This window comes from Methyloversatilis sp. MC4-4, from assembly GCF_049843555.1.
Lineage (GTDB): Bacteria > Pseudomonadota > Gammaproteobacteria > Burkholderiales > Rhodocyclaceae > Methyloversatilis > Methyloversatilis discipulorum_B.
Map to the genome: position 1 here is coordinate 304741 of NZ_JBBHZK010000003.1, position 12397 is coordinate 317137.

The 12397-nt window shown below is 68.0% G+C and carries 12 protein-coding genes; 4 read left to right on the forward strand and 8 right to left on the reverse strand.

Translation table 11 applies throughout. The annotated features are described in order from the left end of the window. Positions 1–32: 32 nt before the first annotated feature. Together WDZ97_RS14450 and WDZ97_RS14455 are read right to left on the reverse strand one after the other, a co-directional pair. Complete coding sequence (locus WDZ97_RS14450) at positions 33–1373, reverse strand: M16 family metallopeptidase (protein ID WP_304005254.1); 1341 nt, start codon at positions 1371–1373, stop codon at positions 33–35. After that, complete coding sequence (locus tag WDZ97_RS14455) at positions 1373–2758, reverse strand: M16 family metallopeptidase (RefSeq protein ID WP_304005251.1); 1386 nt, start codon at positions 2756–2758, stop codon at positions 1373–1375. Before WDZ97_RS14455 ends, WDZ97_RS14450 begins: the two co-directional genes overlap by 1 nt. A 107-nt stretch (positions 2759–2865) precedes the next feature. On the opposite strand from WDZ97_RS14455, the gene ftsY reads away from it, so the two are divergent. The 4 genes from ftsY to dacB are packed head-to-tail and all read left to right on the forward strand — an operon-like array spanning position 2866 to position 6895. Beyond that, positions 2866–3912 (forward strand): signal recognition particle-docking protein FtsY, encoded by a 1047-nt coding sequence (ftsY, locus tag WDZ97_RS14460; protein WP_425763206.1) that lies wholly within the window; start codon positions 2866–2868, stop codon positions 3910–3912. Positions 3913–3919: 7 nt separating this feature from the next. Further along, complete coding sequence (locus tag WDZ97_RS14465; protein ID WP_304005245.1) at positions 3920–4570, forward strand: cell division ATP-binding protein FtsE; 651 nt, start codon at positions 3920–3922, stop codon at positions 4568–4570. Beyond that, the gene (gene ftsX, locus WDZ97_RS14470; protein ID WP_425763207.1) at positions 4567–5466 is read left to right on the forward strand and encodes a permease-like cell division protein FtsX; all 900 of its coding nucleotides are present in this window, start codon (positions 4567–4569) and stop codon (positions 5464–5466) included. Before WDZ97_RS14465 ends, ftsX begins: the two co-directional genes overlap by 4 nt. A gap of 4 nt (positions 5467–5470) precedes the next feature. Next, positions 5471–6895: a D-alanyl-D-alanine carboxypeptidase/D-alanyl-D-alanine endopeptidase gene (gene dacB / locus WDZ97_RS14475; RefSeq protein ID WP_425763208.1), complete on the forward strand. Its 1425-nt coding sequence runs from the start codon at positions 5471–5473 to the stop codon at positions 6893–6895. 70 nt (positions 6896–6965) lie between these two features. Here dacB and grxD read toward each other — a convergent pair whose 3' ends face one another. The 6 genes from grxD to WDZ97_RS14505 form a co-directional block, all read right to left on the reverse strand. After that, on the reverse strand, positions 6966–7277 hold the full coding sequence (gene grxD, locus WDZ97_RS14480; protein WP_019916790.1) for a Grx4 family monothiol glutaredoxin: 312 nt from the start codon (positions 7275–7277) through the stop codon (positions 6966–6968). 105 nt (positions 7278–7382) lie between these two features. Continuing rightward, positions 7383–8204 (reverse strand): peptide chain release factor N(5)-glutamine methyltransferase, encoded by an 822-nt coding sequence (gene prmC, locus WDZ97_RS14485; protein WP_425763209.1) that lies wholly within the window; start codon positions 8202–8204, stop codon positions 7383–7385. A 13-nt stretch (positions 8205–8217) separates the two neighbouring features. After that, on the reverse strand, positions 8218–9303 hold the full coding sequence (gene prfA, locus WDZ97_RS14490) for a peptide chain release factor 1 (protein ID WP_304005231.1): 1086 nt from the start codon (positions 9301–9303) through the stop codon (positions 8218–8220). Between the two features lie 66 nt (positions 9304–9369). Further along, the gene (gene hemA, locus WDZ97_RS14495) at positions 9370–10641 is read right to left on the reverse strand and encodes a glutamyl-tRNA reductase (RefSeq protein WP_304005229.1); all 1272 of its coding nucleotides are present in this window, start codon (positions 10639–10641) and stop codon (positions 9370–9372) included. Positions 10642–10740: 99 nt separating this feature from the next. Continuing rightward, positions 10741–11517 carry a S1C family serine protease gene (locus WDZ97_RS14500; protein WP_425763210.1) on the reverse strand — a complete coding sequence of 259 codons (777 nt, stop codon included), beginning with the start codon at positions 11515–11517 and terminating at the stop codon, positions 10741–10743. Further along, positions 11510–12397: a transglycosylase SLT domain-containing protein gene (locus tag WDZ97_RS14505; RefSeq protein ID WP_304005225.1), complete on the reverse strand. Its 888-nt coding sequence runs from the start codon at positions 12395–12397 to the stop codon at positions 11510–11512. The genes WDZ97_RS14500 and WDZ97_RS14505 overlap by 8 nt, the downstream gene beginning before the upstream one ends.

Consider the following 12397-nt stretch of genomic DNA (forward strand, 5'->3'; position numbering starts at 1 on the left):
TGGTGCCGGGCGCCGCCGGCAGCGACCAACCCTCAGTCGCCGGCGACGATGACCCGCACCATGTGGTCGGCGGACAGGCGGCGCTGGAAAGCCTCCTTCACCTGTGCCGCCGTCACCGCCTCGACCCGCTCCTGGAATTTGCTGAGCCAGTCCAGCGGCAGGCCGTAGAAACCGATGGTCGCGAGGCTGTCGAGCAGCTTGCGGTTGCTGTCCAGGCGCAACGAGAAGCCATCGACCAGATTGCGCTTCGCCGCCTTCAGCTCGTCGGTGGTCGGACCGTTGGCGATGAAGGACGCCAGCGTTTCATCGACCACCTTCAGCGCGTCCGCCGCCTGGGCGCGCTGCGTCTGCAGACCGATCTGGAACGGGCCGGGCTGGCGCTGCGGGCTGAAGTAGCTGTAGACGCTGTAGGCGTAACCGCGCTTCTCGCGCACCTCCTTGGTCAGTCGCGACACGAAGCCACCACCGCCGAGGATGTAGTTGCCGACCTGCAGCGGGAAGAAGTCCGGGTCGCCGCGGCGGGTCACCGGCTGACCGACGAAGATGTGGCTCTGGTTGGCCGGATGCGCGATGCGTTCGGTCGCCGCCTTGGGCATCGTCACGTCGGCGATCGGCGGCAGCGGCTCGCCGGCCGGCAGGTCGCCGGTCAGCTGCAGCGCGATCGCTTCCGCCTGTTCGCGCGTCACGTCGCCGACGATGGACACCACCGCCCGCGAGGCGACGTAATGGCGGCGGTAGTGCGCCAGCACATCGTCGCGGGTGATCGCGGCAATCGACTCGACGGTGGCGCTGCGGCCGTAGGGGTGGTCGCCGTAGAGCGCTTTCGCGAAGCGCTTGGCGCCGATCTGGTCCGGCTTGGTGTCGGCTTCGCGCAGGCTGGCGATGGCGCGCGCCTTCTCGCGTTCGAGCACGGTGGCCGGGAATTCGGGTGCGGTCAGCACGGTGCGCATCAGCGCCAGCGCGCCCTCGCGCTCGCGCGCACTGGCCAGCGTGCGCAGCGACAGGCCGGCGCGGTCGTTGTCGGCCGAGCCGGACAGGCGCGCCCCCAGATCACTGAGCTTTTCGGCCAGCGCGTCCTCGTCCAGCCCGCCGGCGCCCGAATCGAGCAGGCCGTGGGTCATGCCCGCCAGACCGCTGCGGCCCTCGGGATCGCGCGCCGAGCCGGCATCGAAATCGACCTGCACGTCGAGTATCGGCAGCACATGGCTTTCGACGAAATAGACGCGCACGCCGTTGGCGGCGGTCCAGTGCTGGATATCGACATTGGCGAGCGCCGGTGTTGCGAACGCCAGCACGGATACTGCGCGCAGCAGCGCGCTGCGAAGGAATCGGATCATCGGCATCACCTGCAGGAAATCGTTGTGCGTGCGCATCAATGACGCAGACCGGCCGGCTTGGCGCGCGGCTTCGCGTCCGGATCGAGCGGCTGCGGATCGAGTACGGCGACGGTCAGCGTGTCGTCGCCAAAATACTTGCGCGCAACCGCCTGCACCTCGTCGGCGGTGACCGAACGCAACTTTTCCAGCATGCGGTCGGCGTCCTGCCAGCGGTAGCCGGACGCTTCCAGCCGCCCGATCTCCATCGCCTGCACGTAGGTGGAATCGAGCTTGTAGATCTGCGAAGCGACGGTCAGCGTCTTGATGCGCTCGAGTTCGGCTGCCGACACGCCTTCGTCGGCGATGCGCTTTACTTCTGCCCGCAGCGCGGTCTCCAGTTCCGCCACCGTGTGCCCCTTGGCTGGCGTCCCGCCGAGCATGAAGGTGACCTCGCCGCGCGCGGTCGAGTCGTAATAGGCACCCACCTCGACGGCGATCTGACTGCTGCGCACCAGTGCGCGTGGCAGGCGCGACGCCGCGTGGCCGTCGAGAATGCCGGCCAGCACCTCCAGCGCATAGGGCTCGCGGTCGTTCTCTACGTCGCTCAGCTTCGGCACCTTCCAGGCCAGCGCCAACTGCGGCAGTTCGGCCGGCGCCTTGACGACGATGCGGCGCTCACCGGTCTGCGGCGGCTCGGAGGTGACCTTGCGTACCGGCTGTGCCACCGGCTTCATGTGTCCGTAGTGCTTCTTCACCAGTTCGAACACCTTCTTGTGATCGACGTCGCCGACCACCACCACGTAGGCATTGTTCGGCGCGTACCATCGGCGGTACCAGTCGCGCGCGTCGTCCGGACGCATGTTCTCCAGATCGTTCATCCAGCCGATGACCGGGCGGCGATAGGGGTGGGCGATGAAGGCGCTTGCCATCAGCTGCTCGTGCATCTGCGACTGCGGCTGGTCGTCGGTGCGCAACCGACGCTCTTCCATCACCACCTTCAGCTCGCGCGCGAACTCATCGTCGTCGATGACCAGATTGCGCATGCGGTCGGCTTCGAGCTCGATCATCTTCGGCAGGGCCGCCGCCGGCACGCGCTGGAAGTACGCGGTGTAGTCGTGGCTGGTGAAGGCGTTGTCGTTGCCGCCGGCACGGGCGACGATGTCGTTGAACTCGCCCGGCTTCAGTTTCTTCGTGCCCTTGAACATCATGTGTTCGAGCAGGTGGGCGATGCCTGTGGTGCCGTCCTTCTCGTCCATCGCACCGACGCGGTACCACACCATGTGCATCGCCACCGGCGCCCGGCGGTCTTCCTTGACGATGACACGCAGGCCGTTGCTCAAGGTGGTTTCGAAGGGGTTGGCGCGGGCCGGTGACGCCACTGCAAGCGTCAGGGCCAGTGCGCCACACAGTACGATGCCATTGGAAAAACGGCGCAAATCCATCTGATACACTCTCCGCCAAAGTACGCGATCCGGGCCAAACCCTTGATCGCGCCTGTATTTTCAAGCCGTGCGGCTGTCTGCACGGTGCTTCACTGACCGTCCCCCACATGTTTGGTTTCTTCAAGAAGGACAAGCCGGCCGCACCCGAAGCGGTCGCGCAGCCGGAAACTGTGCCGACTGCGGTCGCGCAGGATAGCGCGCCCGAGGCGGCCGCGCCGAAACTGTCCTGGGCGCAGCGCCTGCGTGCCGGGCTGTCGAAGACCCGTGCTCAGCTCGGCGGCCAGCTCAGCGCGCTGTTTTCGCGCACCAAGGTCGACGACGAACTGCTGGAAGAGCTGGAAACCCTGCTCATCACCTCCGACGTCGGTCTGGACGCCACCACCCACCTGCTGGACGTGCTGCGCGAGCGGGTGCGCCGCGAGCGGATCGAGGATCCGGCCCAACTGCGCGACGTGCTGAAGGAAGAACTGACGAAGCTGATCGCGCCGCTGGAAAAGCCGCTCGACCTCGACGCGCACAAGCCCTTCATCATCATGATCGCCGGCGTCAACGGCGCCGGAAAGACCACTTCGATCGGCAAGCTGGCCAAGCATTTCCAGGCCCAGGGCAAGAGCGTGCTGCTGGCCGCCGGCGACACCTTCCGCGCCGCCGCGCGCGAACAGCTGGAAACCTGGGGTGCCCGTAACAACGTGGCGGTGATCGCTCAGGATTCCGGCGATCCGGCGGCGGTGGTGTTCGACGCGGTCAATGCCGCCCGCGCCCGCAATATCGATGTCGTGCTGGCCGACACCGCCGGCCGGCTGCCCACCCAGCTGCACCTGATGGACGAGATCGCCAAGGTGAAGCGGGTGATCGCCAAGGCCGACCCGACCGGCCCGCACGAAGTGCTGCTGGTGCTGGACGGCAATATCGGCCAGAACGCACTGGCCCAGGTGAAGGCCTTCGACGCCGCCATCGGTGTGACCGGTCTGGTCATGACCAAGCTGGACGGCACCGCGCGCGGCGGCGTCATCGCCGCCATCGCCAAGCAGCACGCGCCGTCGCGCCCGATCGCGCTGCGCTACATCGGCGTCGGCGAAGGCGTGGACGACCTGCAGCCCTTCCGCGCCGCCGAATTCGTCGACGCACTGTTCGACTCCCCGCAAGGCGCCTGATCAACGCATGATCCGCTTCGAACAGGTCACCAAGCGTTACCCCGGCGGCCACACCGCGCTCGACCGCGTCGATATCGACATCGCACGCGGTGAAATGGTGGTGGTCACCGGCCACTCCGGCGCCGGCAAAAGCACGCTGCTCAAGCTGCTGGCGGTGCTCGAACGTCCGACCGAAGGCCAGGTGCTGGTCGGCGGCGAAAACGTGTCGGCGCTCAAGCGTGCTGCCCTGCCCTACTGGCGGCGCTCGATCGGGTTGATCATGCAGGACCAGCGCCTGCTGTTCGACCGCAGCGCTTTCGACAACGTGATGCTGCCGCTGGCCATCAGCAGCCACCCGCCGCGCGAGGCGACGAAGCGGGTCAGCGCCGCACTCGAGCGCGTGGGCCTGGCCGGCCGCGACAAGGCAATGCCGGTCGAACTGTCCGGCGGCGAGCAGCAGCGCCTCACCATCGCCCGCGCCATCGTGAACCGGCCGCAGATCCTGCTCGCCGACGAACCGACCGCCCATCTCGACGACGCCTACGCGCGCGACATCGCCGACCTGTTCCGTTCCTTCAACGAGGCGGGTGTGACCGTGCTGCTGACCACGCACGACGGCGGACTGTTCGAACGCTATGCACCACGCCGGCTGTCGCTGGCGCACGGGAAGCTGCAATGAACTGGCTGCGTCTCCAGATGCGCGCAGGGCTGCGCGCCGCCCGGCAGATGGTCCGCCAGCCCTTCAACACGCTGCTGGCCGCACTGGTGGTCGGCATCGCTGCCGCGCTGCCGGCCACCGGCTACATGCTGCTCGGGAATCTGCAGCGGCTGGCCGGCAATGTCAGCGCAGCGCCGGAAATATCGGTGTTCATGCAGCCGGGTGCGAGCACCGACGTGGTGAAAGACAGCGAGAAGAAGATCCGCGCCCTTGCCAAGGAGGGCCGCGTCGAACTGATTTCGCGCGACGCGGCGCTGAAGCGCTTCCGCGACAACGATGCGCTGGCGGAAATCCTCGACGCGCTGCCGGACAATCCCTTCGCCGACGCCTTCGTCGTGCGGCTGAAGGACGCCGACGCCGAGCGCCTCGAAGCGCTGCGCGCCGATCTGACGAAGCTGCCCGAAGTCGAACACGTACAGCTCGATTCCGACTGGGCCAAGCGGCTGGACGCGCTGATCGCGCTCGGCCGGCAGGCGCTGTCCATGCTGGCCGGCGTGCTCGGCCTGGGTCTGGTCGCGGTGACCTTCAACACGATACGGCTGCAGTTGCTCACCCAGCGCGACGAGATCGAAGTGAGCCGCCTGCTCGGCGCCACCGACGCCTGGATACGCCGCCCCTTCCACTGGTTCGGCGCACTGCAGGGCCTGCTGGGCGGCGCGCTGGCCGGCCTGCTGACGCTGGTCGCCACGCGCATGCTGGCGCAGCCGATGAGCGAACTGGCCGGCCTCTACAGTCTGGAATTCGTGCTGCGTCCGCTGGCCGTCCTCGACTGGGCGGTGCTGCTGGCCCTCTGCGCACTGCTCGGCTGGCTGGGCGCCAGTGCTTCGGTGCGCCGCCACCTGTCGCGCATCGCCTGAGCCGATGCGCCTGCTGCTCGGTGCGCTGCTGACCCTGCTGTCGCCGCTCGCGCTGGCGGTGCTGCCGGCGCCGGTACTGGAGGCGCTGCGCGCGGCCGACATCCCGCCGTCGGCGATATCGGTGGTGGTGCAGTCGGTCGAAGGCGGCCCGGCACGGATCAGCCACCGCGCGAAGCAGCCGATGAATCCGGCGTCGGTGATGAAGCTGGTCACCACCTACGCCGCGCTCGACACGCTGGGCCCGGCCTACAGTTGGCGCACCGAACTGCTCGCCACGGTGGCGCCGCGCGATGGCGTGCTCGACGGCGATCTCTACATCCGCGGCAGCGGCGACCCGGCGCTGTCGATGGAACAGTTCTGGCTGCTGCTGCGCGAATTGCGCAGCCGCGGCATCCGTGACATCCGCGGCGACGTGATCGCCGATCGCAGCCGCTACGCACTGCTCGCGCACGACCCGGGCGCCTTCGATAACGAACCGCTGGCGCCCTACAACGTCGGCCCGGACGCGCTGCTGCTGGCGCACAACGCACTGCGTGTCCGGCTGCAGCCCACCGACGGTGGCGCGCCCGCGCTGTGGTCGGAGCCGCCGCTGGACGGCGTGCAGATTGACAACCGGGTACAGCTGGTGGCGGGCGACTGCGGCGACTGGAAGGACACGCTGTTCGCCGCCGTCCAGCCAGCCGGCAACGGGGCACTGAGCTTGCAGATCAGCGGCCGCTACGCGCGCGACTGCGGCGAGCGCATCTGGAACGTCGCACCGCTGCCGCACGCCGACTTCTTTGCCCGCGCGCTGCGCGCGATGTGGGCGGAACTGGGCGGGCATATCAACGGCCGGGTGCGCGAAGGCGTTGCGCCGATCCACGCAGCGGTGCTCGGCGGCATCGATTCGCCACCGCTGGCCGAGGTGATCCGCGACATCAACAAGTACAGTAACAACGTAATGGCGCGCCAGCTCTTCCTCGCGCTGTCTCCGTCCGGTGCGCCGGCGGACACGCTCGGCGCGGCCGCCGGCGTGCGTGCCTGGGCGGCGCGGCGCAACCTGCCGCTACCCAGCCTGGTGATGGACAACGGCTCCGGTCTGTCACGGGTGGAGCGCCTGTCGGCCTACGACCTCGCCGCGCTGCTGCGCCGCGCCTGGGCCAGCCCGGTCATGCCCGAATTCGTATCGTCGATGCCGGTGCTGGCGGTCGACGGAACCCTTCGCCGGCGGCTGAAAACATCCCCGCTGGCCGGCCAGGCGCACCTGAAGACCGGTTCGCTGTCCGACACGCGATCCATTGCAGGCTATGTGCTGGACCGCAACGGTCAGCGCGTGCTGATGGTTGCCTGGCTCAACCACCCGAACGCGAAACGCGCCCAGCCGGTGCTGGAGGCGCTGCTCGAATGGGTGTGGAACGGCAATCCGCAGCCGTTGCCGGCAACGGACTGAAGCGACCTTCCACGAGCGACGGTGTGCGCGGAAGCGGACAGTCCCCGCGTCCGCGCACGACGGGCGCCGATCAGAGGCCTTCCAGTTCCTTCTTCAGTTCGCCCGACTGGAACATCTCTTTCATGATGTCGCAGCCGCCGATGAATTCGCCGCGGATGTAGAGCTGCGGAATGGTCGGCCAGTTGGCGTAGTCCTTGATGCCCTGGCGGATTTCAGCGTCTTCCAGCACGTTCACCGTGTGCAGGTTCTGCACGCCGAGGTGCTTCAGGATCTGGATGGCGGTGGCGGAAAAGCCGCACTGCGGGAACTGCGGCGTGCCCTTCATGTACAGCACGACCGGGTTGCCGGTGACGGTTTCCTTGATGCGTTCCTGGGCACTCATGTCTCTTTCCTTTGCGGATGTTTGAAAGTCAGCTGTCTGACCGCGCCTGCGCACGGACAGTGTGTAGGGACGCAGACGGGGCGAATACACCCCATCCACGTCGAATCATTCCGGGGCCAGCCGTCCTCCGCTGACCCGTTCGATGCCGGCAATATCGCGCCACGATGCGACGTCGGCAAGCCCGGCGCAACGCAGCAGCGCGCGCACTGCCGGCGCCTGATCGTAACCGTGTTCGCACAGCAGCCAGCCCCCCTCGGCCAGTCGCTGCGGCGCCTGCCGGCACAGCGTGCGCAAGGCATCCAGCCCGTCCTCACCGCTGGCCAGCGCGGCCGGCGGCTCGAAACGCAGGTCGCCCTGCGCCAGATGCGGATCGTTCGCCCGAATATACGGCGGATTGGACACGATGCAATCGAAGCCTTCGTCGACGATGGCTTCCAGCCAGTTTGAGGCGACGAAGCGGACTTCAAGTCCTAGCCGTTGCGCGTTGCCACGGGCGATCGCCAGCGCCGCCTCGGAGCGGTCGAGCGCCGTCAGCTGCGCATGCGGACACTGCTTCTTGATCGCCAGCGCGATGGCACCGGAACCGGTGCCGGCGTCGAGCACGCGCGGCGACGGCAGATCGCCAATGCGCGCCAGCGCCAGTTCGACCAGCCCCTCGGTTTCTGGCCGTGGAATCAGCACGCCGGGCGCGACCGCCAGATCCAGCCCGAAAAATTCACGCCGGCCGACCAGATAGGCCACCGGCTCGCCGGCCGCGCGCCGTTCGAGCAGGGCATCGAGTGCGACCAGCGAGACCCCGTCCAGCGTGTCGCGCCCGCGTGCGATCAGGCCGGCGCGGTCGCAGCCCAACGTGTGCGCGGCAAGCACCTGCGCGTCGCGACTGTCGATGCGGGTGCGCGCGGCGCGCAGCCAGTCGTCGAGCGTCATGCGCGGGCGCCGGTCAGGCGCCTTCCTCCGCCAGCTGCGCGAGCTGTTCGGCCTGGTGCTCGTGCGCCAGCGCATCCATCAGTTCGCCCAGGTCGCCGTCCATGATGGCATCCAGCTTGTACAGCGTCAGGTTGATGCGGTGATCGGTCATCCGGCCCTGCGGGAAGTTGTAGGTGCGGATGCGCTCCGAGCGGTCGCCGCTGCCGACCAGACTTTTGCGGGTCGAGGCGATCTGGCTGTCGCGCGCGCGCACCTGCGCGTCGCGGATGCGCGCCGCCAGCACCGACATCGCCTGCGCCTTGTTGCGGTGCTGACTGCGGTCGTCCTGACACTCGACCACGATGCCGGTCGGAATGTGCGTGATGCGCACCGCCGAATCGGTCTTGTTGATGTGCTGACCGCCCGCGCCGGAGGCGCGGAAGGTGTCGATGCGCAGATCGGCAGGATTGATGTCGATCTCGGCCACCTCGTCGACCTCGGCCATCACCGCGACCGTGCACGCCGAGGTGTGGATGCGGCCCTGGGTTTCGGTCACCGGCACGCGCTGCACGCGGTGGCCGCCGGATTCGAACTTGAGCCGCTGATAGACGCCGTCACCGCTCACGCGGGCGATGATTTCGCGGTAGCCGCCGAGGTCGGATTCGCTCGCCGACACCACCTCGACCTTCCAGCGATTGCGCTCGGCGTAGCGCGAGTACATGCGGAACAGGTCGGCCGCGAACAGCGCCGATTCGTCGCCGCCGGTACCGGCGCGGATTTCCAGGAACACGTTGCGGCCGTCGTCCGGGTCCTTCGGCAGCAGCGCGCGCTGCAACTCGCCTTCGAGTCGCTCCATGTCGGCGGCCGACTGCTCGATTTCGAGCTGGGCCAGTTCCTTCATGTCGGCGTCGGTCAGCAGGCCGCGCGCCGCCTCACCGTCGTCGCGCGCCCGGCACCAGGCCTGGTAGAGCGCGATGACCGGCGTCAGCTCGGCGTGTTCGCGCGTGAGCCGGCGATAGTGATCGATGTCGGCCGTCACGCCGGGGTCGGCCAGCGCCGCGTCGAGATCGGCCAGACGGGTCGACAGCTGTTCGAGTTTTTCGGCGATGCGCGGCTTCATGCGGAGGGAATCGGGGAGAGGAACGATCGCCGGACGGGCCGGCACGGCGGACGGACAGGCGCGCCGCTAGGCGTCGCGGTCGTGCTGCGGGAACAGGCGCTGCACCAGGCCTTCGATCTGCTCGCGCGCCTCCGGCGGCGCTTCGTTGAGCAGCCGTGTCGGACCGTGCAGCAGCTTGTTGGTCAGATTGCGCGACAGCGTGTCGAGCACGCGGTCCGGCGCTTCGCCACGGGCGATAGCGCGCAGCGCGCGTTCGAGTTCGGCGGCGCGCATGTCCTCGGCGTGACCGCGCAGCGCGCGAATGGCCGGCACCGCCTCGCGCGCCTGCACCCACTGCAGGAAGTTGGCGACCCGCGCGTCGATGATGGCCTGCGCCTCGACCACCGCCGCCTGCCGCGATTCGAGACCGGAGTCGACGATCTGTGCCAGATCATCGACGGTATAGAGGAATACGTCGCCCAGCTTGTCGACTTCCGCTTCGATGTCGCGCGGCACGGCGAGATCGACCATCACCATCGGTCGATGCCGGCGCTGCTTCAGCGCCCGCTCGACCATGCCCAGGCCGATGATGGGCAGCGGACTGGCCGTACAGGACAGCACGATGTCGAAGTCGGCCAGGCGCTCACCCAGTTCGTCGAGGCGGATCGCACCGACCTTGAGGTCGCTGCGCGCGAAACGCTCGGCCAGCACCTGCGCCCGGTCCAGCGTGCGGTTGGCGATCACCATGTCGCGCGGCGTACAGCCGGCGAAGTGCGCCGCACAGAGCTCCATCATTTCGCCGGCGCCGACACAGAGCACGCGCTGGCCGGAAATGCTGCCGAAGATGCGCTCCGACAGGTGTACCGCCGCCGCTGCCATCGACACGATGTTGGCACCTATGGCGGTGGTCGAACGCACTTCCTTGGCAACGGCGAAGCTGCGCTGGAACAGCGTGTGCAGCAACGCGCCCAGCGTGCCTGCACCCTCGGCGAGACGCACCGCCTGCTTCATCTGGCCGAGGATCTGCGGCTCGCCCAGCACCATCGAATCGAGACCGCTGGCCACGCGGAACACGTGGCGCACGGCCTGCTGGTGCTCCAGCCTGTATATGTAGGGAGCGATCTCGGACGGGCCGATGCGGTGGTACTCGGCCATCCAGTCCAGTGCGCTGTCCGGGTCGTTGGTCGCGCAGTACAGCTCGGTGCGATTACAGGTGGACAGGATGGCCGCCTCCTGCACCGGTCGCACGCGCGTCAGCTGGCCGAGCGCGTCGGGCAGGGCTTCCGGCAGGAAGGTCATGCGTTCGCGCACGGCAAGCGGGGCCGTGTGGTGGTTGAGACCGAGCGCAAACAGGGACATGGACGGGCGTTGGGGCAGCAGGTTCGGCAGGATTGATCGGCAGAATAAGCCGAAAGTGCCGCGAATTATAGCAGCCGCGGTTTTCGCCCCCGCGCCGCCTCAGCGCACGGTGGCGAGCAGGGCCGACAGATGGCTGGCCGGTATCGCGTAACTGATGCCGCTGGGCTGCGACAGCACGCTTTCCTTGCCCGCCTTGACCAGCACCATGTTGATCACGCCGATCACTTCACCGCTGTCCGGATCGAACAGTGGACTGCCGCTGTTGCCCGGGTAGGCGGTGGCGTCGAGCTGGAACACGGTGAAGGTGCCTCGCGCCAGCCGGTTGCGGTTGGCCGCGTTGAGCTGGCTCACGTTATCGACCGGAATCACCATCGGGGTAATGGCCGACACGATGCCGCGGTGGGTCACCGGGGTGAAACCCAGCACGCTGCCGATCGGGAAACCGGTGAAGGCCACCGACTGGCCTTCACGCACGTTGGACGAGTCGCCGAGCTTCAGCGCCGGCAACGCGGCGCCCTGGATCTTCAGGATCGCCAGATCATTCTCCGTGCTCGAGGCGACGATACGCGCCTCGCGCAGCTGCTGACGGCCGTCGACGCTGGCGATCACCGCCAGCGTTTCGAAACGGTCGGCATCGAGCGGCACGCTGGCCACGTGCGCATTGGTCGCGATCAGCGTGCCGTCACCGATGACGAAGCCGCTGCCCTTCAGTTCGAAGCTGGGCGCGCGCGATCGCATATTGGTGCCAACGATGACGATGGACGGCTTGATGCGGACGATGGTGTCGCTCAGCGCGGCACGCGCCAGCAGCGGCGACGACAGCAACGCTGCGCAGACGAGGCGGCGCCGACGATCGTACCGTGCGCGCTCAGCCACGACGGGACACGAGCGTGCGCAGCACCGGCGACGGCGTGGTCACGTTCTGGTCGTAGCGATGCTCGGTCTTGCGGAACAGGGTCTGGATGCGCTTCACGTATTCGCGCGTCTCACGGTAGGGCGGCACGCCCTTGTAGCGGTCAACCGCCCCCTCGCCGGCGTTGTAGCCGGCCGTCGCCAGCACCACGTCGCCCTCGAAATAGGCGAGCAGCCAACGCAGGTAGGCCATGCCGCCGCGGATGTTCTGCACCGGATCGAAGGTGTCGCGGACGTTGAAACGCTGCGCGGTTTCCGGAATCAGCTGCATCAGGCCCTGCGCGTTCTTCGGCGAGCGCGCCTTGGGATTGAAATTCGACTCGGTGCCGATCACGGCCAGCACCAGTTGCGGGTCGATGTCGAAGTGTGGCGCCAGTTCGCGCACGATCTCGATCACGCGCTTGCGGTCGGCGGTGGTACCGAAGGCCGCTTCCAGATCGGGATCGATGTCGGCGGTCATCACCGGTTCGGGCTCGGGCGGATCCTGCATGCACAGCGGCAGTTCACGCGTCGGCGCACCGGTGAAGCGCAGCATGCGCTGCGCGTGTTCGTGGCCCTGACGGGCCGCCAGATCGAAGAAGGTCGCGGCCAGCGCATCGTCGCGCTCGACACCGCGGCCGTTGGCGTACATCCAGGCCAGATTGAACTGCGCCTCGGCGTCACCGAGCTTGGCCGCCTGGCAGTAGAGCGCCGCCGCCCGGGCGGTGTCGCGCCGCACGCCTTCGCCGTGCTCGAACGATCGCGCCTCGGCGAGCAGGCTGCGCGCAGCCGCTTCGGGCTCGAGCGCCAGCACCGGCGCGCTGGCGCAGCAGGCAATCAACAGGGCGAGTCGTACAGGCTTCAT